Source organism: Pseudomonas sp. GGS8 (assembly GCF_024168645.1).
Lineage (GTDB): Bacteria > Pseudomonadota > Gammaproteobacteria > Pseudomonadales > Pseudomonadaceae > Aquipseudomonas.
The window spans coordinates 6357765-6379014 of the sequence record NZ_JALJWF010000001.1 but is presented as its reverse complement, the minus strand read 5'-3'; the positions used below and the strand labels follow the sequence as shown (position 1 = coordinate 6379014).

The 21250-nt window shown below is 56.5% G+C and carries 19 protein-coding genes; 9 read left to right on the top strand and 10 right to left on the bottom strand.

Going from position 1 to position 21250, the window contains the following annotated elements:
* Positions 1 to 63 precede the first annotated feature (63 nt).
* A complete protein-coding gene (locus J3D54_RS28660; RefSeq protein ID WP_253425792.1) occupies positions 64 to 1431 on the top strand; it encodes an MBL fold metallo-hydrolase RNA specificity domain-containing protein in 1368 nt (455 codons plus the stop codon).
* Between the two features lie 103 nt (positions 1432 to 1534).
* Here J3D54_RS28660 and J3D54_RS28655 read toward each other — a convergent pair whose 3' ends face one another.
* Complete coding sequence (locus J3D54_RS28655) at positions 1535 to 2431, bottom strand: DMT family transporter (RefSeq protein ID WP_253425789.1); 897 nt, start codon at positions 2429 to 2431, stop codon at positions 1535 to 1537.
* Between the two features lie 88 nt (positions 2432 to 2519).
* Between J3D54_RS28655 and J3D54_RS28650 the strand changes: the two genes are divergently transcribed.
* The gene (locus J3D54_RS28650) at positions 2520 to 3851 is read left to right on the top strand and encodes a PLP-dependent aminotransferase family protein (RefSeq protein ID WP_253425786.1); all 1332 of its coding nucleotides are present in this window, start codon (positions 2520 to 2522) and stop codon (positions 3849 to 3851) included.
* Between the two features lie 120 nt (positions 3852 to 3971).
* Here the strand turns inward: J3D54_RS28650 and J3D54_RS28645 are convergent, their stop codons facing one another.
* The 3 genes from J3D54_RS28645 to J3D54_RS28635 all read right to left on the bottom strand — a co-directional run bounded on the left by J3D54_RS28645 (position 3972) and on the right by J3D54_RS28635 (position 5992).
* Positions 3972 to 4733, bottom strand: coding sequence for a hypothetical protein (locus J3D54_RS28645; RefSeq protein ID WP_253425783.1), 762 nt, complete (start codon positions 4731 to 4733; stop codon positions 3972 to 3974).
* A gap of 157 nt (positions 4734 to 4890) precedes the next feature.
* Positions 4891 to 5262 (bottom strand): Ypar14, super integron cassette, encoded by a 372-nt coding sequence (locus J3D54_RS28640; protein ID WP_253425780.1) that lies wholly within the window; start codon positions 5260 to 5262, stop codon positions 4891 to 4893.
* A 91-nt stretch (positions 5263 to 5353) separates the two neighbouring features.
* Positions 5354 to 5992: a DUF3885 domain-containing protein gene (locus J3D54_RS28635; RefSeq protein WP_253425777.1), complete on the bottom strand. Its 639-nt coding sequence runs from the start codon at positions 5990 to 5992 to the stop codon at positions 5354 to 5356.
* A gap of 231 nt (positions 5993 to 6223) precedes the next feature.
* On the opposite strand from J3D54_RS28635, the gene J3D54_RS28630 reads away from it, so the two are divergent.
* The 3 genes from J3D54_RS28630 (at position 6224) to mqo (ending at position 9526) form a co-directional block, all read left to right on the top strand.
* Positions 6224 to 6793 (top strand): YceI family protein, encoded by a 570-nt coding sequence (locus J3D54_RS28630; protein ID WP_253425774.1) that lies wholly within the window; start codon positions 6224 to 6226, stop codon positions 6791 to 6793.
* 63 nt (positions 6794 to 6856) lie between these two features.
* Complete coding sequence (locus J3D54_RS28625; protein WP_253425770.1) at positions 6857 to 7567, top strand: GNAT family N-acetyltransferase; 711 nt, start codon at positions 6857 to 6859, stop codon at positions 7565 to 7567.
* A 318-nt stretch (positions 7568 to 7885) separates the two neighbouring features.
* Positions 7886 to 9526, top strand: a complete 1641-nt coding sequence (mqo, locus tag J3D54_RS28620) for a malate dehydrogenase (quinone) (protein WP_253425767.1) — start codon at positions 7886 to 7888, stop codon at positions 9524 to 9526.
* A 164-nt stretch (positions 9527 to 9690) separates the two neighbouring features.
* Here mqo and J3D54_RS28615 read toward each other — a convergent pair whose 3' ends face one another.
* Positions 9691 to 10314, bottom strand: coding sequence for a hypothetical protein (locus J3D54_RS28615; RefSeq protein ID WP_253425765.1), 624 nt, complete (start codon positions 10312 to 10314; stop codon positions 9691 to 9693).
* Between the two features lie 897 nt (positions 10315 to 11211).
* On the opposite strand from J3D54_RS28615, the gene J3D54_RS28610 reads away from it, so the two are divergent.
* Positions 11212 to 11757, top strand: coding sequence for a murein L,D-transpeptidase family protein (locus tag J3D54_RS28610; protein ID WP_253425763.1), 546 nt, complete (start codon positions 11212 to 11214; stop codon positions 11755 to 11757).
* A gap of 832 nt (positions 11758 to 12589) precedes the next feature.
* Here the strand turns inward: J3D54_RS28610 and J3D54_RS28605 are convergent.
* Both J3D54_RS28605 and J3D54_RS28600 read right to left on the bottom strand, forming a co-directional pair.
* Positions 12590 to 13846: a hypothetical protein gene (locus tag J3D54_RS28605; RefSeq protein WP_253425761.1), complete on the bottom strand. Its 1257-nt coding sequence runs from the start codon at positions 13844 to 13846 to the stop codon at positions 12590 to 12592.
* A 252-nt stretch (positions 13847 to 14098) separates the two neighbouring features.
* A complete protein-coding gene (locus tag J3D54_RS28600) occupies positions 14099 to 15004 on the bottom strand; it encodes a LysR substrate-binding domain-containing protein (RefSeq protein WP_253425760.1) in 906 nt (301 codons plus the stop codon).
* A gap of 108 nt (positions 15005 to 15112) precedes the next feature.
* On the opposite strand from J3D54_RS28600, the gene J3D54_RS28595 reads away from it, so the two are divergent.
* Positions 15113 to 15487, top strand: coding sequence for a tautomerase family protein (locus J3D54_RS28595; protein ID WP_253425759.1), 375 nt, complete (start codon positions 15113 to 15115; stop codon positions 15485 to 15487).
* 104 nt (positions 15488 to 15591) lie between these two features.
* A complete protein-coding gene (locus J3D54_RS28590; RefSeq protein WP_253425758.1) occupies positions 15592 to 15921 on the top strand; it encodes a DHCW motif cupin fold protein in 330 nt (109 codons plus the stop codon).
* A 156-nt stretch (positions 15922 to 16077) separates the two neighbouring features.
* Here J3D54_RS28590 and J3D54_RS28585 read toward each other — a convergent pair whose 3' ends face one another.
* A complete protein-coding gene (locus J3D54_RS28585) occupies positions 16078 to 16506 on the bottom strand; it encodes a RidA family protein (RefSeq protein ID WP_253425757.1) in 429 nt (142 codons plus the stop codon).
* Between the two features lie 31 nt (positions 16507 to 16537).
* On the bottom strand, positions 16538 to 17536 hold the full coding sequence (locus tag J3D54_RS28580; RefSeq protein ID WP_253425756.1) for a cyclase family protein: 999 nt from the start codon (positions 17534 to 17536) through the stop codon (positions 16538 to 16540).
* A 97-nt stretch (positions 17537 to 17633) separates the two neighbouring features.
* Between J3D54_RS28580 and J3D54_RS28575 the strand changes: the two genes are divergently transcribed.
* Entirely contained in the window at positions 17634 to 18566 is a 933-nt protein-coding gene (locus J3D54_RS28575) for a LysR family transcriptional regulator (RefSeq protein WP_253425755.1), read from the top strand.
* A 378-nt stretch (positions 18567 to 18944) separates the two neighbouring features.
* On the opposite strand, the gene katG is transcribed toward J3D54_RS28575, so the two are convergent.
* On the bottom strand, positions 18945 to 21242 hold the full coding sequence (katG, locus tag J3D54_RS28570; protein WP_253425754.1) for a catalase/peroxidase HPI: 2298 nt from the start codon (positions 21240 to 21242) through the stop codon (positions 18945 to 18947).
* Positions 21243 to 21250 lie beyond the last annotated feature (8 nt).

The following is a 21250-nucleotide window of genomic DNA, read 5'->3' as shown; positions in this document are numbered from 1 at the left end:
TCAACCGCCCATGGGCGTAAAGGAGCGATCAATAGCGCTCCATAAATGCGCAAGGAAACGGCCATGCGAATGACATTTCTCGGTGCTGCGGGCACGGTCACGGGCAGCAAGTACCTGCTGGAACATCGCGACCAGCATGTGCTGATCGATTGCGGCCTGTTCCAGGGCTATAAACAACTGCGCTTGCACAACTGGGACCCGTTCCAGCTGCCGGTTCGCGACCTCGAAGCCATTGTGCTGACCCACGCGCATCTGGATCACAGCGGCTACCTGCCGGTGTTGGTTCGCAACGGTTATCGCGGCCCTGTATATGCGACGCCAGCCACCTGTGAATTGGTGAAAATCCTGCTGTGCGACAGCGGCCGCTTGCAGGAAGAAGAGGCCGAGTTCGCCAATCGCCACGGCTTCTCCAAACACACCCCGGCCTTGCCGCTGTACACCGAGCAAGACGCTGAGCGGGCATTGAAATTACTGCGGCCGGTGCAATTGCACCACCGGCTCGACATTGTCCCGGGGATGAGCATTCTGTTGCGCGGTGCCGGGCATATTCTGGGCGCAGCGATCGTGGAAATCGTCGCTGATGGCATGACCCTGGTGTGCTCCGGGGATCTGGGGCGGCCGAACGATCCATTGATGTTTGCCCCGGAGACGATCGAACAGGCCGATTATCTGCTGGTGGAGTCGACCTACGGTGACCGTCGGCATCCCGACGAATCCCCGGAAGATCAACTGGCCGAGGTCATCACCCGTACCGCACTGCGCCATGGCATCACGCTGGTGCCATCGTTCGCGGTCGGTCGGGCGCAGTTGCTGATGTACCACCTGTATCGCTTGCAACAAAAACACGCGATTCCCGACCTGCCGATCTACCTCAACAGCCCCATGGCCACCGACGTCACGCGCTTGTACCAGCGTTTTCGCAGCGAACACCGGTTGTCCCTGGAGGAGTGCGAAGGCATGTGCCATGTCACGCGTTTTGTGCGTTCCACCAGAGACTCCATCGACCTGGACCAGCAGCGCACACCCGCGGTGATCATCGCCGCCAGCGGCATGGCCACTGGCGGGCGGGTGCTGCACCACCTCAAGGCGCTGGCGCCCAACCCGCTCAATACGCTGTTGGTACCGGGCTTTCAGGCGGGCGGCACCCGCGGCGCGCAGATCATCGCAGGCGCCCCGTCGGTACGTATTCACGGCAAAGACGTGCCGATTCGCGCCGAAGTGGTGCCGATGGAAACCTTATCCGCGCACGCCGACGCCGATGAAATCATGGCGTGGTTGCGCGGCTTCAAGCGGCCACCGAAACACACCTATGTGGTACATGGCGAACCCAACGCTTCGGATGTATTGCGCCGGCGCATCAGCCTGGAGTTGGGCTGGTCGGTCTCGGTGCCGGAGTACCGCGACAACGTGGAGCTGACGGGGCCTCTTTAGTGGTCTGGTCGCTACAAAAAAGCCCCTGGCCGGTTTCCCGACCAGGGGCTTTCTGTTGCACGACTGGTGATTTCAGCTTGATTTTTTTCGCCACGCGAGCCGTCTATTTCGAGAATTTTCGTGCCCCGGCCACGCAAATAATCACCGCCACGGTCACCCCCAGCATGCCAAGGCTGACCTGCTCGTGCAGCAGCGTGGCCGCCAATGCCAGGCCGAAAAACGGCTGCAGCAACTGAAGCTGGCCGACGGCGGCAATCCCGCCCTGAGCCAGGCCGCGATACCAGAACACAAAGCCAATCAACATGCTGAACAGCGAGACGTAAGCCAGGCTCAACCACGCGGGCGGAGTGATTGCCGAGAGCGAAGGCGGGGCCAACAACCAGGTCAGCGGGGCCATGACGGGCAGCGACAGCATCAGCGCCCAGGAAATCACCTGCCAGCCTCCCAGTGTCTTTGAAAGCTTCGCACCTTCGGCATAACCCAACCCGCACGCCAGGATGGCCAGCAACATCAGAATGTCCCCCGCGGGAGAAGCCGTCAGGCCCTGGGAGACGGCAAACCCCACCACCAGCAGGCTGCCCAGCACCGAGAAGAACCAGAACACCGGCCGGGGCCGCTCGCCACCGCGCCAGACCCCGAACGCTGCGGTGGCGAGCGGCAGCAGGCCAACGAAGACGATGGAGTGCGCAGACGTTACATATTGCAGGGCCAGTGCGGTTAGCAACGGAAACCCCAATACAACGCCCAGGGCCACGATTGCCAGGGAGAGCAGCTGATTGCTGGCCGGGCGTTTTTCCTTGAACAGCAGCAGCATGCACAGCGCCACAATGGCAGCGATACTGGCCCGGGCGACCGTCAGGAAAACCGGGTCGAACTGCAGAACGGCCACCCGTGTCGCCGGCAGCGAGCCGCTGAAGATGAGCACGCCGATAAAACCGTTGAGCCATCCGCTCCCGGTCGTTTCCGTAGTGTGGTGTTGCAGGTTCGATGTGCGTTCCATTGAGGATCCCTTCATGCCAGGTTGCATGGAAGGCATCGTATGGATGAAACTTAATACAATCAAAATATTGTCATGGATACACTTGCGCATGCCTCGTTCCCGCTACAAATCTCTGGTGGATGCATTGGCGGCGGATATCCGCTCTGGACGCCTGTTGCCGGGCACGCGCCTGCCGACGCACCGTCAGTTGGCGACAACGGAAGGCCTGGCGCTGGTGACGGCAAGCCGGGTCTATGCAGAGCTGGAAGCCATGGGCCTGGTCAGTGGGGAGACGGGGCGGGGGACGTTTGTCAGGGAAACCTCGTGGTCGCCCAACCAGGCTATCGACCAACACAGCGTTGCCGCCGGCATGACCGACCTGAACTTCAACTATCCAGCACTTCCCGGGCAGGCCGAACTGTTGCGCAATGCCCTGCGCCAACTTGCCTCGGCCGGCGATCTGGAAGCGTTGCTGCGCTACCAGCCACACGCAGGACGCCCGCATGAACGCGCCGCCGTGGCGCGCCATTTGCGCGTTCGCGGTCTGACGGTTGAGGCTGAGCAAGTGCTGATCGTCACCGGTGCCCAGCAAGGGCTGGCGGTGACGATGATGGCGCTGTTGCAACCCGGTGACGTGATTGCCGCGGACGCGTTGACCTATCCGGGGTTCAAAGCCCTGGCCGACACACTGCACCTTGAAATCGTGCCCATTGCGGTGCTCGATCACGGGCCTGATCTGCAGGCGCTGGAAAGCCTGTGCCGCCATCGACGCGTGCGGGCCGTGTACACGATGCCGACCCTGCACAATCCGCTGGGCTGGGTGATGAGTGCCGAGCAACGCGAATACCTGGTGACGATTGCGCGCGAGCATGGGCTGCTGATCATTGAAGACGCTGCTTACGCCTTCCTCGCGGAGAATCCCCCCGCACCGCTGGCGGTACTCGCCCCCGAGCGGACGGTTTACGTGTCAGGGCTGTCCAAAAGCGTGGCCACCGGGCTGCGCGTAGGCTTCGTCGTCGCCCCCCTGCAGAACGTGCCCGCGCTGGAACGCACGATCAAGGCAACCACCTGGAATACACCGGGGGTAATGACGGCGATTGCCACCGCATGGCTCGACGACGGCACGGTCATGCAACTGGAAGCCGAAAAGCGCCGGGACGCGCAGGCACGGCAAGCGATGGCCAGCGAGGTGCTGACGGGGCTGCGCTGTATTGGCCATCCATCGTCCTATTTTCTTTGGCTGCCGTTGTCGGAAGACGCACGGGCCGATCAGATTGCCATGGCACTGCAGCGGGAAAATGTCTCGGTTTCAACCGCCGAACCCTTTGCCACTTCGGCCAACGTTCCGCATGCATTTCGCCTGGCGTTGGGCTCGGTGGAGATGGGGGCGCTTAGAGAGGCGCTGGAGAAAGTGAAGTGGATGGTTGGGGCTTATACGTAGCCAGCCCCTACAGACGAATTCTTAAGTTGTGATGCGATCTGTAGTGCGTCTGGGCTGGAATGGCATAACGTGGATAGTCGCGTAGTTTGAAGAAACCAAGAAAGAGCCCTGTTCCAGCACCTAGCGCATTACAACTTCACTGAATTTGACGGTAAGCGTCTCATCATTCCCATCCCGAAACACCAACTTGATCGCTGGTGTTTTGCTGAGCTTGCTGTTGCTCTGCTGGAAGATCAGCGTAACGCGTGTCGGTACGTTGCGAATCAGCTGAAAGCGCAACCAGGCGTTGTCCTCGACCTGGCCCACCCGGATCGACTCGAACTTCAGCGGGCCACCAGACTCGTCGAATAGCCGGGTGCCGTCGTCGAAGCGAAAGCTGCGGTCCACGTTCAGATTGGTCATTTCAAACGTGCAGGTGGGCAGGCGGCCGATGTTCTCGCAACCCTCCAGTTCGATGCGAATGTTATCCAGCACTTCCATACGTTTGCCGAGCAGGTTGTTACCTTCGTTTTCGACGATCTTGGCTTGGAGTTTGGCGAATTCGAAAGAGGGCTTGGCGTATTCGGTGCCCAGGATGAAGAAGCCGAAAGACAAGCCAGCGACCATGAAAAACTGCATTGCACCTCGCAGCATCGGCGTGAAGTTACGAATCTGCCAGCCGATGGAAATGGCTCCCAGAAACATAAATGCACTCACCAACAGCACCACGTTTTTCCAGCTGATGAAGCTGAAACCGAACACACTCGGGTCCGGCACGGCATAGGTGATTAACGTCCACATGGCGCCCAGTACGACGCTGAGGCCTGCCATGCCACGGGTGATCAATGAGGTGAGTTTCTGGGTGCGGGTGAGCGATAGTGCTGGATTTTGCTGAGATATCACGGTGCTGACTCCTTGTTCCGTAGCCGATCGTCCATCCTTGAAGGTGACTGTCAGGCTGTAGCAATACAAAACCTTGAGAAATCAAGGTCAGGGCCTGATTGTGGCGGGGTGCCATTATCCAGCAATGGTGGGGCGGGTAAAGACGTGGGAGCACTAATCACGAGTAGGTGAATGGCTCAAGAAAAATTTGCGGATCAATCCAGAGCCTTAAGCCATAAGGAATGACTGAATAGCCGTCGTAGCGACCCGAGAAGGTATTAGACGCAGCGAACTCTAAAAAACGACCACGTTTATCGTCAACGACGCGTATACCCGGGCAATCGAGCATTGAGTACCGCACTATTGGGTTTGGTAGCGGAGCCGCCCACAGCTGGACTTCAACATCGCAATCAAATTGCCAAATGGTCAATTGCAGTCTGACAGCGCCCTGTTCGACGATGTACTGATGTGAGATCCCGGACTCTCCCTCAGAAGGAACAACCCCAAGTGCGTTGAAAAGGTCAAACGGATCCCATATCAGTGGTGGCATTGCACTTTCCTTTACCGAAGAGCAGTTTGGGCTGAGTCTGTTGTACGCCCCATCGGGCCCAAATCTCGGAGTTCTGGCATCGTTGTCAGCGTTATCTACGATGGGGTTCCTGGACTTCGAATACCTCATCCATCACTGGCCGATCATGGGTTAGTAAAAAACGCTGATGTCTCTGATACAGCTGCGCCAGGGCAGTCCTGTTCGGACCGACGACATCCATGCCGCGATCATCGTAGGGAAATGCCATAACCTGCAGGTTCAGGTTGAAAAAGTAGATGTCACAAAACGGGCGGGGCCGAATGTCTCCAAAGTCCTTCGCCAATGCACACCATAGAAAGTTCTGAAGTAGCGACAAGGGTGCATGAAAGGCGACATTTGCCCAATGCTCTTCTTCATTTTCATCAAACCAATCGTCCGGAGGAATGGGGTGACGCCATCGGCAATGATTCGAGGGGATCTTGATACCGGCCGCCCGAAGCTCCGCTAGAGCAGGCCGGTGTGCAAATGGATTTGTTCCAGAACGAACACGAAGACAGACAACGAGCGATCCCCCCTCGGGGAATATGTCATCGCAAATGCATCGTGCTTTTTGAAGCGCCAGGAGAAACTGTTCAATGGCAGTTCCCTTTTCAGAAAGGCTGAATCGCAAACCTCCCGGGTAGCAATAGAACAGTGGCCGTTCGAAGGCTTTTCCTCCGAAAACCTCGTCAATTTCACGCTGTAGGTTCACTACTTTACGGTCCTTCGTAAGAGGACTTAATAAAAAGGAGTCGGCGGCCGAGAACACAACTTTAGGCGCATCGGGCTTTCCGGCGAGTTCAAAGGCCTAGGGGATGGGCTCTGTGGGAACAGGGGCTCTGCTGAGCTGGAATAACCATCGAATATTTGCTTAAGTCCTGCTATCGCAGCCACATGGGTGCGGCACTTTAATCCCTGAAGGGCGTTCTACCCGGAGAATTCCATGCCTATTCGATTCCCGCGATTCACTGCGGTGCTCGCCATCCTCACGATCGGCGTCTTGCCCTGCGCCCACGCCGTCGAATACACCCGGGTGAACAGCACCGCCAGCAAGATCTCCTTCACCTATAACCAGTTCGGCTCCAGGGTCTACGGCACCTTCGGCAAGTTCGACGCCACACTCGATTTCGATACAAAAAAACCCGAAGCGGCCCACGCCAGGATGACCATCGACCTTGCCAGCATCGACGCCGGTAGCAGCGATGCCAATGCCGAGCTGCAAAAGCCTGCCTGGTTCAACACAGCGGATTATCCGGTGGCGACCTTTGAATCGACCCGGGTGAAAGCGCTGGGCAATCAGCACTTTCTGATCACCGGCAAACTTAACCTCAGGGGCATGACCCGTGAGTTGCAGGTGGAGGTGCTGTTGAAGCCGGAGCAGGCCATCGGGATCTTCGATGGCGACATCATTCTTAAACGCAGTGACTTCAAGATCGGGGAGGGGGAGTGGGGCGATACGGTGGTCTCCAACGACATCAACATCCGCTTTCGCATCGTCGCGCCCGAGCGGTGATTTTCCTGCAAGGGGCTCGATCTGTGACAATGGCGGAGGAATTAACCCGGAGTCAGAAACGCAATGCCCCAGCTCACCCACTTTGCTACTCCCTGCCCGGAGCCCATCAACAGCCAGATTCTGCAGATGGTCGTCGACAATCTGACCGACATCAGCATGGTAGGCATCGCGCCGAGCAACCCGTTGTACAACGTCTATCAATACACGGTGGGCTATGAGGTTCATCTGTACCTGGAAGCGCTCGGTGGCGCCAAAGGCATTGCGGTCGAGTTGATCGTCGCCATGGATGATGAAGATCCCGAGAAGGTCATCGGGTTTTTGCTGTACCTGCCGGTCAAGGACGATCCCGAGGCCTGCGGCGTGGCGTACATGGCGGTGCAGGCCAGTCACCGGCGACAGGGTGTCGCGCGGGCGATGCTGCAAGACATGCTCGGTCGCTACCCCCATGCCGAGTTGACGTGCACCGTCGCCAAGGTGCCCTGGTTCGAGTCGATGGGCTTTCAAGTGCTGGGCGTGCGCGGCACTCAGGTGCTGATGAACACCCGTGATCACGGCACTGAAGGCCTGATGGGGCTGTTGGATGTCACCTCGATCTACAGTTCTTTGGAGGTGCGGCAGATACATACGTATCTGCTGCAAAAACACGGCAAGCGGGCAATGATCGATGCAGAGAAGCAACGCGATCGGCATCTCGACCAAATGACGCGCAACGCCAAGGCGTTTGTGCTGGATCGTTTGAGCAAAAACGCCGAACGCGGGCCTCGTCCCGCCTAGACTGTTGAGTCCTTTCGGGCGCGCAGGCTGGCCGAGGCGTGATATTCTGTCGCATTAACTTGGTTTGACTTATTCGGTTCGTACGTCCACAGACGTGCGACAGAATCAATGTCGCTCAAGTAGCTGAGCCAATAATGATAAGAAGTCAGTGCACGAGGGACATATAACTGAGGTCGATGGAGACACGTCGGCCTTGTGTGCCCACCTTCAAATCTTTCTGAATGCAGAAACCCGCGGCACGCTGCCTGCGTACCCGTGAACCTGGGTTGCTCATGATTGAGGATTGAGGGCGGATGGCGTTTATCATAGGTGCTACAAATGTTTAAGAAACTGAACACAGCCCTGCTGGGGCTGGCTTTGTCGATGGGGATCACGTCCGCTTACGCGGAGGCAAAGAAAGTCGATGTGCTGCTCATTGGCGGCGGCATCATGAGTGCAACGCTGGGTGTATGGCTCAATGAGCTGGAACCCGATTTGTCGATGGAAATGGTCGAGCGCCTCGACGGCGTCGCCTTGGAAAGCTCCAACGGCTGGAACAACGCCGGTACCGGTCACTCCGCCCTGGCCGAGTTGAACTACACCCCGGAAGACGAGAACGGCAAAGTTCAGATCACGAAAGCCGTTGAAATCAACGAAGCCTTCCAGATCTCCCGTCAGTTCTGGGCCTGGCAGGTTCAGCAAGGCGTGCTGAAGAACCCGCGTTCGTTCATCAACTCCACTCCGCACATGAGCTTTGTGTGGGGCGATGACAACATCAAGTTCCTGAAAAAGCGCTACGAAGCCCTGCAAGCGAGCCCGCTGTTCGCCGGCATGCAGTACTCCGAAGACCCGGCTGTGATCAAGAAGTGGGTTCCGCTGATGATGGAGGGGCGTGACCCGAACCAGAAAGTCGCGGCCACCTGGAGCCCGCTCGGTAACGACATGAACTTTGGCGAGATCACCCGCCAGTTCGTCGCGCACCTGCAAACCACGCCGAAGTTCGACTTGAAGTTGTCTAGCGAAGTGCAAGACATCACCAAGAACGCAGACGGCAGCTGGCGCGTCAGCTACAAAAACCTGAAAGACGGCACCAAAACCGAAACCGACGCCAAGTTCGTGTTCATCGGCGCGGGCGGCGGTGCACTGCACCTGCTGCAGAAGTCCGGCATTCCTGAAGCCAAGGAATACGCAGGCTTCCCGGTTGGCGGCTCGTTCCTGGTCACCGATAACCCGGCAATCGCCGAACAACACCTGGCCAAGGCCTACGGCAAAGCTTCCGTTGGCGCACCGCCAATGTCGGTTCCGCACTTGGACACCCGTGTACTGGACGGCAAGCGCGTCATCCTGTTTGGCCCATTCGCGACCTTCAGCACCAAGTTCCTCAAAGAAGGCTCGTACCTGGACCTGCTGACCACCACCACCACACACAACGTGTGGCCAATGACCCGCGTCGGCATCAAGGAATACCCACTGGTCGAGTACCTCGCAGGCCAACTGATGCTGTCTGACGAAGACCGCCTCAATGCCCTGAAAGAATACTTCCCGAACGCCAAAGCCGAAGACTGGCGCCTGTGGCAAGCCGGCCAGCGCGTGCAAATCATCAAGCGTGATGAAGCCGCTGGTGGCGTGCTGAAGTTGGGTACCGAGATCGTTGCTTCGCAAGACGGTACCATCGCCGGCTTGCTGGGCGCATCGCCAGGCGCATCGACTGCCGCACCGATCATGCTGACCGTGCTGCAGAAAGTGTTCAAGGACAAGGTTGCCACCCCAGCCTGGCAGGAAAAGCTGCACCAGATCGTGCCTAGCTATGGCACTCAGCTGAACAACAGCCCTGAGAAAGTGGCTCAAGAGTGGGCTTACACCGCCAAGGTGCTGGAGCTGACTCCGCCACCGGTGATTGGTCAGGCAGCGGCTCCTGCTGCTCCGGCTGAGAAGCCTAAGGCAGTGAAAGAGAATGCTGCGACGGATATGGCTCTGTAACTAGAGGCCCTGTCAAAAGCCCACTGAACCGGTGACGGTCAGTGGGCTTTTTTGTGCCTGGGATTCAGCTCTGGCAGGTAGCGCAACACCTGAGTTTGGCGCGCTTTTTGTGGCGAGGGGGCTTGCCCCCGTTGGGCTGCGGAGCAGACCTGAATAGGACGGCTTCATTCATCGTCATGCATCAATTCCAGGCTTTTTATCCATTCATCCGTAGCCTCAAACCTTGCGTAGTACGCCTGCTTTTCTGAATCACTCAGTTGAGTGAAGAAGGGGAGGAAGTAGTTGTCGTTGTAGTAACCCTGAGCGCCTTGCATATCGCTTCCCCACCAGGAAGGGTTGTATCCCTCGAACGCTATCCAGGGCGGCGGAACAGCCAATTTCTCATCCTGTATGACGTTCAGAAAAACGACGCTATTGGTCACCACCCGGATCGTTGTGGAATTGAATTCTCCATCGGATTTGAAATAGATCAGGTGTTCGTTTTCTCGGATGTCTGAGTAGCGCTCTACGGGATGGTCGTTGAATGGCTTCTCAGCCTCGAATCTGAAATTCGATTCGACGAGTGTCGAAAATTTATGAGCGTCTTCTTTGCCGATTAAAAAGGCAGAGTAATAGGCCGAGACACCTACATCCTCCAAAGACACCACTTGCGGATAGTCAGCCAGAGGCTCGGTGAGATGTGATAAAGGCTCAGTAAAAACTGACTTCAACTCCGGTATGGAATAACCGACGATTTGCTCCTCTTGGCTGCGACTTGCGAAGGTTTTGATGCGATTGAAAATGCTCATTCCCTGTCCTCGATCCTTGAAATTACCAATCAACCTTGTCCGTTTTTGAGCGCTGACAGATAGGCGTGCTGCTCCGCTATCCACGCATCCGGGTAGGGCTCCGAGTCCACTGGAAACTCGGTTCGATACGTTCCGAAATCCAGAAAGTCGTAGTAAATCTGCATTGCTTCAATGTGGGACATAGCCCAGAAAATCCATATGCATACACTGCCGGGCTCGTTGAGAAATGAGGTACACCATTCGGGATAGCCGGGTCGGGGCTCACAAAGTAATCGAATGATGCATCCTTGCTCAGAGATTGAACAAAGATCGCAGTCTTCGGCAGCTCCTACGAGTTCGTGGTGTTTGCGTGTCGTGCCCTGCGCAGATATCGCCGATACAAAACGACACCCATGACAACCGAAAGCAACCCAACCCCCGCATTACCCAAAAGCCAAATTGCAAAGTTCCGACTTTGGTCTGCCTTATATTTCTGGGTGGCTTTTCCATAGCGTGTCGAATGTGAGCATCCTGCCTTTTCCCTGTGGCCCTTTAATCCTGACGGCTAGCGTAGCAGAAGGTCCTATTTGCTGAAGAGACCTCTCAGAGGTCAATGGAAAATCGGAAAGTTCCTTCACCCTGCCGTAGGGAAGGGCAGTCTGTGGCAAGCCCTGTAAAAAGCCCACTGAACCGGTGACGGCCAGTGGGCTTTTTTGTGGTTTTTTTGCAGGGAGCAGTTTCATCTCGGCCGACATGACTGCTTTCAGTTTAATGTGCCTTGCACCGCAGATTTTGGCTTTGTAGGATGCTCCCCCAGCATTCACCCTGAGTTGAGGTTCGCACGGGCAACAAATCGGGATTGGAATTGAGAGCGCCGCAATCTGGACTGACTGTGGCTTTTCATCGAAAGGATTTTACATGATAAAGCGCTTAACTATTGTTGGCGGTTTTTTACTCATAGCCGTATTAGGGTATACGCAATTTATGGCCCGCTTTGGTGGAGGACCGGCTCCAATCGCGGAGTTCGATCAGCCAAAAAAACGTGCTGATCTTATAACCGTCAATAAGCAAGAAAGGCGCATGTTGTTATGGCAAGGGGGCGTGGTATTGGCCGAATATCGTATAGCTCTTGGAGCAGCTGCGGATGACGGCGCAAAGCAGCGGGAGAGGGATGAGAAAACACCAGAGGGACGTTATTTCATCGACTGGCGCAATCCAAAATCAATGGCGTACCTCAGCTTGCATATCTCATATCCGAATCCAGCGGACGAAGCATCAGCTCGTCATAATGGATATGCGCCAGGCGGTAACATTATGATTCATGGTCTACCCAACGGATGGGCGTGGCTTCAACCGTTTCATCATCTATGGGACTGGACGGATGGTTGCATTGCTGTAACTAACAGCGAAATGCGAAAAATCTGGACGTTGGTGTCTGATGGAACGCCAATTGAAATCAGATAGGACGAAGGTCAGCGCAGTTTTTTCCGCTGGTGTTGCCCAAACCCATCTCCGAAACTGGAGTGGGGGGCATCCTGGGGCCGAATATCCGTCTCTGGCTACTGAACAGGGCTGTAGTTTGCGATTGCTTCCAAAATCGGAAAAGTGCCGGGTTCTATCGTTTCAAGGGGGACGTTAGCGAGGACCAGCTTCGCAAATTCGGGAAGTCCCATGAAGAGGGTCGAGATCCGCACGACACTGCCCATGTGCGTTTCCAACCGAAAGTAATTCATATTCCTGGAATATCGAACACTACAAACCTCGGACCAGCTTAAATATCCTTGCTTTCGGAACACTCGGCCGAATATAAGGCCCTGCTCCGAGAGTTTGTGTCGTTCGATAAAGTAACCGGCAACTAGATAGAGTCCCAGTAGTGCAAAGCTTAGAAAAGTAACCGTTGTCCATACAGGAGTTGTTTTATTGCTGAAGATGTTTGAGGCGATTGCCACAGCGGAGAATCCCAGGAAGCAAGTAAGACCAATAATAAGGACGGCTGTCGGTAACCTCAAGAGTCGGGACTCCTCAGCTGTCCGTTCCTTCATCTGCCCTGTCATGAGCCACCGAAGAATAATCGGTATCAGAAGAGCCGCACTTATCCATTGTATCGTGGACGCCCAGAATGAGTTGCTCATTGTGTCCCCTGTCGCACTCTTCGGGATTGGCTGTAGAGTTTGTTTTATTTGTCTTCCATTCATTCGGTCATGGCTATTGCTTGCTCTGTCTCTACCTTGTTTTGAGGTTGCTAGGTCCTGGCATGGCTGTATGTCACGGTACGTGAAGCGGAATTGCCAGTCGCTCACCGTAACTTTGCTTTTTCCCTCTTCAAACATTCATCCATTGCTCTTTCTTGCACTGCCGATACCTTGTTTTGAGGTTGATAGCGTACCGGGATGGCTGTATATCCGGTACGTGAAGCAGCATTGCCAGTCGCTCCCTGTAACTTTGCTTTTTCCGCCTTCAAACATTCATCCATTGCTCTTTCTTGCTCTGCCGATACTTCGATTTGAGGTTGGTAGTGCTCCGAGGTGGCTATATATCCACTGCCGTCATCACTGGGCACGTCGTTTTTAACGGTGCCATCCTTAAAGGGCTCCGGTGAACTGGCAATGTCTCTTGAACTGCTATCGACTGTTTTAGTTTCAGTCGCAGCCAGGCTTGAGTTCTGACTGACAGGGTTTTCACTCGATTTAACGGCGTCTGCGGTGGGTGTGTCACTAGCTGTGCTAGATTCCAGAGGGGGGATGGCGGGAGCAGAGACGGTGTCTACTCTAACTTTTGACTTGTTTTTCTTAGCCAATTTATTATTGTTTTTTTGCATTTTCCTAGCTGTTGAAAAAGCAGATTTTAGTTCTTTTTTATTCTTTTTAATAAGGTTGTCAATCGGAACGTAGCTAATGATTTGGTTGGGTTTTCTTTTAATGCTTGAGTTATAAAAATTCACTTGTTTCTGTGTTAGCTGAATGTCAGCAATAGGTGAAAGCCGAATGAGGCCAACAATCGCCTCGCGAGCAATAGCATATGTAAGTTGATCAAAGCTGTAAAAAAAACCATTGCTGGATTTTGGTATGGCAGAGGGTGGTGCCATTACTTCAATGGCGCTCTCATGCTTGGAGAGTATCTTTCCTGACACTAAATCTTTATATGTGTAAGTAACATCGCACTTCGATCGAACTCCACTCCGGGCGTTGCTTGTAGATACTGAAGATACTTCTGTGCTTATTTCAATGCGACCGCTGTAGTTTCCAAATTCGATAAAGCGATCACTGTTATGAATTTCTTTCTGGGTCGCATCTTTGATGGCATTACCCCAGTTTGACATTTGTAATTCGCCTGAAATGTTCTTGTCTATATCTGCATTTTCTTTGGTTTTTGTTTCGGCAGGAAGCACAATAATATCTACATTGTATGCAAGGTCATAATAGTCAATGTCAGGAACAATGCTCTTGTTTCTTTCGCTTGAGACTTCTGAATAATTTCTTATGTCGGCACAACTCGTCACTCCGAAAAAGCTAAAAGCCAGTACGAGTAAGGCGGTTGTTTTTTTTATCGACATGTTACCCTCCCATAATTATTGATTAAGGGCTTGTTTTGCCGCTGGCGCATAACAGTGATTAGGCCGAATTCGCCGATAACGAAATAATAGAGGTCTCTAGATAACTTTGCGCTACCAATGCCGACTTTTTTAAAAGTCTATATAAATCATAGGGCTATGTTTCACGCCCAACCCTCAGCTGTAATCGCGCAACTTCTGTTTTTTTTGACGTCAATATCCTGTTGGGATCAGGTTGATCCACAGGCTCGTTTGTCATTCGCTACCCGTCTCGGGGGCACCGCCAATGATACTGAACGCCTGCTTTTCCAGACTCGTTTGTATCAACGCAGCCAATTGTCGGGTGGCAGGCGCCAAGTGTTCTGCCCCTCGATAAAGCACATAGCCGAGGGTCGGCAACGTGGGTAGACCGGCAATGACGGCGAGATGCCCTGGCAGTCCAATGCGGGTTCGCACCGTGAGGCCCAAACCGGCCGCAACGGCCGCCCAGATTCCACCAACGCTGGGGCTGGTCAGCGCGATTCGCCAGGGAGTCCGCGCCTCATCCAGTGCCTGGATGGCCGCGCTGCGTAACACGCAAGGGGCGTCGAACAGAATCAATGGCAGGGGGGAGTCGACAGAGGCGTTGATGGGGGGCGTGTCACGAGGCCCGATCCAGTGCATCTGTGTTTCACCCAGGCGCGTGGCGTAGGGGGAGTTGTGCCCTGTGTCCCAGGACAGGGCCAGGTCCAGGCCGCCGCTGTCGATCAATGCAAGCAGTTCGGCATTACGCGCGATCCTGACTTCGAGGCTCACCAAAGGGTACATCTTGACGTAGCGTCGCAGAATGTCGCTGAGAAAGTGTTCGCCAAAGTCTTCCTGAAGCCCGAGACGTACCGTGGCGGCAGTCTGGCTTTCGTGCAGGGTCTGGAAAATGCTGTCGTTCAGTTCAAGCAGTCGACGGGCATGGCTGAGCAGGGTTTCACCCATCGGCGTCAACACCAGCCCTCGACCGGATTTGCACAGCACCGGAGTGCCTATCTGTTCCTCAAGCTTCTTGAGTTGTGCGCTCACGGCAGACGTCGAGCGATTGAGCCGATCCGCCGCTTTGGCAAAGCTGTTGAACTCCACACCGGTCACGAAAGTACGCAGTACATCAAGATCGAAGGTCGGGCAGCGCATCGAATCATCCACTAATTCAGGACTAAGGCCGCTATTTAATCTGATATTCGGAATGGTCGCGACTTGATAGTTTCCCCCTGTCAGTTGGTTTTTCAGGAGTAGGCCCTTATGCCATTTGCACGTATTTCACTGCACCGGGGAAAGTCTGCCGAGTATTTACAGGCTCTTTCGCAAGGGCTGCACGACGCCTTGGTAGAAAGCTTCGAGGTGCCGATGGCCGACCGGTTCCAGGTTATTCACCAGCATGACACGGGCGAACTGATCTTTGATCCAGGTTACCTGGGCGGCCCGCGCAGCCATAACTTTGTGCTGATCGCGATTACGGCCGGTCGCCCTCGAGACGTCGAGACGAAACAGCGTTTCTATCGCAACCTGGTCGAGAGACTGGGCCGAGCGCCGGGTATCGACTCTGAGGACGTGATGGTGGTGATTACCACGACCGCAGCAGATGAGTGGTCGTTTGGTGGCGGGCGGGGCAACTAGTTTTGCTCTTAAGCCTGTATTCCGTAAATGCGGGCTATCTGTGTCTATCGGCAGCGTGACCCGATTGATAGGGTCCTTATTCACTTCAAGTTGATGAGGCAATAATGGACCTTACCGCCATCCCCTTTGGGACTACCGATTGGTCGAAGATTGAGTCTGTCGAGCATGCCGGCCAGACGGGAACAGCCTATTGGCGAACCTGCCAGTTTGGTTCGACGCGTGTGCGGATGGTTGAATACAGCCCCGGATATCTGGCCGATCACTGGTGCTGGAGAGGTCATATTTTGTTGTGCCTGGAAGGCGAGTTACACACAGAACTGGAAGATGGCCGCCAGTTCACGCTGACTGCCGGAATGAGCTATCAGGTAGGCAACGATGCCGAGGGGCATCGCTCGTTTACCACCACTGGTGCGAAGTTGTTCATTGTGGATTGAGGCGTCGGGTCAGTTCAAAGGTCGCAGCCTTCGGCAGCACCTTGTATCTCGACTATCGCTCCGTCAGGAGCGATAGTTCTCGACTGATCATCGAGGGAGGGGCCTGGAAGCCGTCAGGCCTACGGGTGTGATCGATATGCCCAGGGCCGGCCGGGCTCAGGAGGGGAGCACAGCCACTGCCTCGACTTCAAACAACATGCCATCCAGGGCCAAGCGTGGTACCGGTATCAGGGTACAGGCCGGTGTTGGCGAGGAGCCCCAGAGTTGCTGCAATTGCGCGCCAAAAATCCCAAGGCGCGCATGACTGTGGTCGACGATCAGTACCGTCAGCTTGGCCACCAGGCCGACCTCGGCGCCGACCGAGCGCAGGGCCGTCTGCAGGTTGGCCAGAGCCTGGCGTACCTGATCGGAAAAGTCAGCCGAAAGTTGGCCATCGGCGGTTTCCCCGCCTTGGCCGGCGATAAACACTAGCCGGGTATCGGCAGCCACTTGGGCCACATGGGAGTAGCCGTTGGCGCTGGGGTCATACAGCCCCGGCGGGTTGGACAAGGTGAGCGGGTGTGAGGGTGCTGAGTGGATTGACATGGTGATCTCCTGAATAAATAGCGCCGTGTGCTCAGTGGACGGGCAGGGCCATTGGACGAATCGGCGCCGCATCGGCTCCGCGCAGCTTCAAAGAGGCCCCCACAAAGGCGAATTGGTAAACGCGGTCCCTGGACAAGCCCTCCAAATTCACCAGCTCAATGATCGGTGCGCCCTGCATGGCCAACAGATAGGTGTGCAGCGGCAGGTAGTTGCCATCGACCTCGGAAGGGAAAGTCTCAAAACTAAGATTATCGGCACCGACGACCATGGCGCCGCCGTCCTCCACCAGGAACTTCGCCGCATCCAGGCTCAGGCCTGGCGGGTTGGCCATGTAGGCTTGGGCGTGCTCATAGTCACGCATGCGTCCGGTGCGGATCAGCACGACGTCACCTTGCTCCAGCGTCACTCGCTGCTTGGCCAGCGCCTGCTGTAAATCGCTGCGGGTGATGCGGTAGCTATCCGCCAGTTGCTCCAGGCCCTTGGCTGCTGGGACATCGATCATCACCCCGCGGGCGATGATCGGGGGCAGTTTTTCTGCTCCAGTGACATTCCAGCCACGGTCGCCCAGGTGCTGATCGGCACGAAAGCCGTTCCAGATCTTGCCGTCCAGGCCAAAGTGGTTGAGAGCGTCTATATGGGTGCCCATGTGGGCATACATGGACACCGCCGAGCCGCTATAGCTGACGTGCTCGTTCATCGGTTCTCCGACCTTCATCGGGTCGGCGATCACATTGCCATGGGGGGTATGAGTCATCCACATCTGGTAGGGCGGGTCACCCGCCGCTTGCCAGCTGGGCATGCCGACGAAGTATTCCACTGCCAGGTCGTAGGCCTGGGCACCATTGGTCCGGGCCATGATCGCCGCTTGCGACTGAGGGGTCATCAGGTTCAGGCGCCCGATCTCGTCCTTCTGCCCCCAGGGGCTGATACCCACCTCGGGCTTAGCCAGCGTGCCAGCGCTGCACAGTGAACTGAGCACAGACAAGGCGGCCAGCCCGGTAAGATTTTTGATCCACGAATACCGCAACATGACATGACTCCTTAAGGGGGAGCGGTCATGTTATTGGCTGATAAATCATAGATAATCAGCCGCTTCATTGATTGAGTTTTAACCCAGGAGAAACAATGTGGATGTATGGGTGGCCATGCGTACCTTTCGCCGCGTGGTCGAGCGCGACAGCTTCAGCCTGGCCGCTCTCGACCTGGGGCAGTCCACAGCGGCGGTGAGCAAGCAGGTGCGGCAGTTGGAGGAACGCTTGGGCAGCTTGTTGCTACTGCGCACCACCCGCCGGATGAGCCTGTCCGAGGCGGGGCGGGCGTATTTCAACGAATGCTGCCACCTGCTCGACGAACTGGAAGCCCTGGAGCGTGCGACCCAAGTCGGCGCCAGTGAACCCAGCGGTCGTTTACGAGTGAACGCGCCGCTGTCGTTTGGCCTCAAGGTGCTGTCGCCGATCCTGGTGGCATTCATGCAGCGCTACCCAGAGCTGAAGGTCGAGCTCACCCTCGACGACCGGCTGCTGGACGTAGTCAGCGAGGGCTTTGATGTGTCGCTTCGGATTCGCAGCCACCTGCCAGACTCCTCGCTGATCTCCCGACGCCTGGGTGAAGTTGAACAAGTGATCTGTGCCGCACCGGCTTACCTGTTGGCCAACGGCACGCCGCATAGCGTCGACGACCTGCGCGAGCATAGCTGCCTGGCATATCGCCTGGCCGAGCATCCTGGCAGTTGGCACCTACAAGGCCCGCAAGGCAGTAGCCGCCTGGAACTGCCAGTGCGCCTTGCGGTGGACAACAGCCTGATGCTCAGTGACATGTTGCTGGCCGGCCTGGGCATCGGCGCCTTGCCTTCGTTCATCGCCAAGCCCTTGCTCGACAGTGGCCAGTTACTGCAACTGCTCCCTGGGCAGTCGATGCCTCGACGTGGGATCTATGCGCTGTACTCCAGTCATAGGCATGTGTCGCAGAAAGTTCGGGTGTTTGTCGATTTCCTCGCCAGTGCACTGGAAGCACTACCGCTGACGAGTGCGGCCGCGGGCGCAATGGCACCGCTGGACTGATCCTGAATCAGTCAAGGTCAAATCACCCATCGTCTTAAGCTGATGCTGTATCCGTTTTCGATGGGTGTGGGATGTGCCAGGGGCGGGGAAAATATTCCGCTGATACGGTTTTTTACGGGCTATCTGCATCTGTAATGAACCCGGCCACCGGCTCAGAATGACGGCACGGTCAGGTGGTGGTAACCGCTGCACCGCAAACTCATAACGTAGGAGGCCTCATGGGCAAGATGGCAATTTTCCTGGGTGGATTTCTGGTGTTGACCATTTTGATTGGTGCGCTTGCCACGATTTCTCCCGCTTAGGCTCTTCCTGCGATCAGCAAAAAGCACAACGCCTCCACACGGGGAGGCGCTGCGGGTTTGAGCATTACTGTTCGTGTTACTTAAGCTCGAAGCGATCCAGGTTCATCACCTTGACCCAAGCCGCCACGAAGTCTTTCACAAACTTCTCCTTCGCATCGTTGCAGGCATAGACCTCAGCCAGCGCCCTCAACTGTGAATTCGATCCAAACACCAGATCAACGCGCGTCCCGGTCCATTTGAGGTCGCCGGTTTTGCGATCACGTGCTTCAAATTCCTCGTTGTCCTGCGACACCGGTTTCCATTCCACGCCCATGTCGAGCAGGTTTTTGAAGAAGTCGTTGGTCAAGGCTCCCGGCTGCTTGGTGAAGACCCCGTGTTGGGTTTGGCCGACGTTGGTGTTCAGCACCCGCAGCCCGCCGATGAGCACGGTCATTTCTGGCGCGGTGAGGGTCAGCAGTTGCGCCTTGTCGATCAGTAGTGCCTCGGCCGGTACGCGGTAACGGGTTTTGAGGTAGTTGCGAAAGCCATCGGCGGCCGGTTCGAGGTAGCCGAAGGATTCCACATCCGTTTGTTCTTGCGAGGTGTCCATCCGTCCCGGTGTGAAAGGCACCGTGAGCGTGAGGCCGGCATTTTTCGCGGCTTGTTCGATGCCGGCGCTGCCGGCCAACACGATCAGGTCGGCCAGCGAGATTTTCTTGCCACCGGTTTGTGCGCTGTTGAATTCGTTCTGGATGCTTTCGAGTTTTGCCAACACGATCGCCAGTTGATCAGGCTGGTTGGCCTGCCAGGATTTCTGCGGGGCCAGGCGCAGGCGCCCGCCGTTGGCGCCGCCGCGCTTGTCGGAGCCGCGGAAGGTGGAGGCCGCTGCCCAGGCGGTTGATACCAGTTGCGAGACGCTCAGGCCGCTGGCCAGGAGCTTGCCTTTGAGTGCGGCGATGTCGCTGTCGCTAACCAAGGGGTGGTCGACTGGCGGGATGGGGTCTTGCCACAGGAGTACTTCGCTGGGCATTTCCGGGCCGAGGTAGCGGGAGAGGGGGCCCATGTCGCGGTGGATCAGTTTGAACCAGGCGCGGGCGAAGGCGTCGGCCAACTGATCCGGATTGGCGAGGAAACGCCGCGAAATCGGTTCATAGATCGGGTCGAATCGCAGCGACAGGTCCGTGGTCAGCATGGTCGGGTTACGCCGCTTGGACGGGTCGTGAGCATCCGGAATAATGCCCGCGCCGGCACCGCCTTTCGCCGTCCACTGGTTGGCGCCGGCGGGGCTCTTGGTCAGTTCCCACTCGAAGCCGAACAGGTTTTCCAGAAAGTTGTTGCTCCACTTCGTGGGTGTGGTGGTCCAGGTGACTTCCAGGCCGCTGGTGATGGTGTCGCCGCCTTTGCCGCTGCCGAAGGTGCTCTTCCAGCCCAGGCCCTGTTGTTCAAGGCCAGCGGCTTCGGGCTCGGCGCCGACGTTGTCGGCAGGGCCGGCCCCGTGGGTTTTACCGAAGGCATGGCCGCCAGCGATCAGCGCCACGGTTTCTTCGTCATTCATCGCCATGCGCCCGAAGGTTTCGCGGATGTCTATCGCCGCGGCGACGGGGTCCGGGTTGCCTTCCGGGCCTTCGGGGTTGACGTAGATCAGGCCCATTTGCACGGCGGCGAGCGGGTTCTCCAGGTTGCGTCCGCCTTCGGTACGGCTCTCCTCATTTTCCCCCGGCTCGGCAACGAGAGGGCCTTCGCCGGGTTCTTGCATGGGTTTTTTTTTGTCTTTTTCGTAGCGGGTGTCGCCTGCCAGCCACTTGTTTTCGGTGCCCCAGTAGACGGCCTCATCCGGTTCCCAAACGTCTGGCCGACCGCCAGAAAAACCAAAGGTCTTGAAGCCCATGGACTCCAACGCAACGTTGCCGGTGAGGACGATCAGGTCGGCCCAGGAGATGTTGCGACCGTACTTTTGCTTGATCGGCCAAAGCAGCCGGCGCGCCTTGTCGAGGCTGACGTTGTCCGGCCAACTGTTGAGCGGTGCAAAGCGCTGCTGACCGGAGCCGGCACCGCCACGACCGTCACCGACGCGGTACGTACCGGCGCTGTGCCAGGCCATGCGAATAAACAGCGGCCCATAGTGACCGAAGTCCGCTGGCCACCAGTCTTGCGAGTCGGTCATCAGTGCATGCAGGTCTTGCTTGATTGCAGCAAAGTCCAGTTTTTTGAACGCTTCGGCATAGTTGTAGCCTTCGTCCGTAGGGTCGGACAGAGACGAGTGCTGGTGCAGGATTTTCAGATTCAGTTGGTTGGGCCACCAATCGCGGTTCGTCGTGCCACCGCCAGCGGCGGCGTGGTTGAACGGGCATTTCGATTCATTTGCCATGTGTGCGCTACCTTTGGTCGTGTTCATCCGGCTAT

What these genes read in the sequence shown, in the direction of transcription:
- J3D54_RS28585 (WP_253425757.1), bottom strand. Translation starts at nt 16,506, where the DNA reads ATGTCAATCCACTCAGCACCCTCACACCCGCTCACCTTGTCCAACCCG.
- J3D54_RS28660 (WP_253425792.1), top strand. Translation starts at nt 64, where the DNA reads ATGCGAATGACATTTCTCGGTGCTGCGGGCACGGTCACGGGCAGCAAG.
- J3D54_RS28655 (WP_253425789.1), bottom strand. Translation starts at nt 2,431, where the DNA reads ATGGAACGCACATCGAACCTGCAACACCACACTACGGAAACGACCGGG.
- J3D54_RS28615 (WP_253425765.1), bottom strand. Translation starts at nt 10,314, where the DNA reads ATGAGCATTTTCAATCGCATCAAAACCTTCGCAAGTCGCAGCCAAGAG.
- J3D54_RS28640 (WP_253425780.1), bottom strand. Translation starts at nt 5,262, where the DNA reads ATGCCACCACTGATATGGGATCCGTTTGACCTTTTCAACGCACTTGGG.
- J3D54_RS28625 (WP_253425770.1), top strand. Translation starts at nt 6,857, where the DNA reads ATGCCCCAGCTCACCCACTTTGCTACTCCCTGCCCGGAGCCCATCAAC.
- J3D54_RS28605 (WP_253425761.1), bottom strand. Translation starts at nt 13,846, where the DNA reads ATGTCGATAAAAAAAACAACCGCCTTACTCGTACTGGCTTTTAGCTTT.
- J3D54_RS28595 (WP_253425759.1), top strand. Translation starts at nt 15,113, where the DNA reads ATGCCATTTGCACGTATTTCACTGCACCGGGGAAAGTCTGCCGAGTAT.
- J3D54_RS28630 (WP_253425774.1), top strand. Translation starts at nt 6,224, where the DNA reads ATGCCTATTCGATTCCCGCGATTCACTGCGGTGCTCGCCATCCTCACG.
- J3D54_RS28600 (WP_253425760.1), bottom strand. Translation starts at nt 15,004, where the DNA reads ATGCGCTGCCCGACCTTCGATCTTGATGTACTGCGTACTTTCGTGACC.
- J3D54_RS28610 (WP_253425763.1), top strand. Translation starts at nt 11,212, where the DNA reads ATGATAAAGCGCTTAACTATTGTTGGCGGTTTTTTACTCATAGCCGTA.
- J3D54_RS28580 (WP_253425756.1), bottom strand. Translation starts at nt 17,536, where the DNA reads ATGTTGCGGTATTCGTGGATCAAAAATCTTACCGGGCTGGCCGCCTTG.
- J3D54_RS28590 (WP_253425758.1), top strand. Translation starts at nt 15,592, where the DNA reads ATGGACCTTACCGCCATCCCCTTTGGGACTACCGATTGGTCGAAGATT.
- katG (WP_253425754.1), bottom strand. Translation starts at nt 21,242, where the DNA reads ATGAACACGACCAAAGGTAGCGCACACATGGCAAATGAATCGAAATGC.
- mqo (WP_253425767.1), top strand. Translation starts at nt 7,886, where the DNA reads ATGTTTAAGAAACTGAACACAGCCCTGCTGGGGCTGGCTTTGTCGATG.
- J3D54_RS28650 (WP_253425786.1), top strand. Translation starts at nt 2,520, where the DNA reads ATGCCTCGTTCCCGCTACAAATCTCTGGTGGATGCATTGGCGGCGGAT.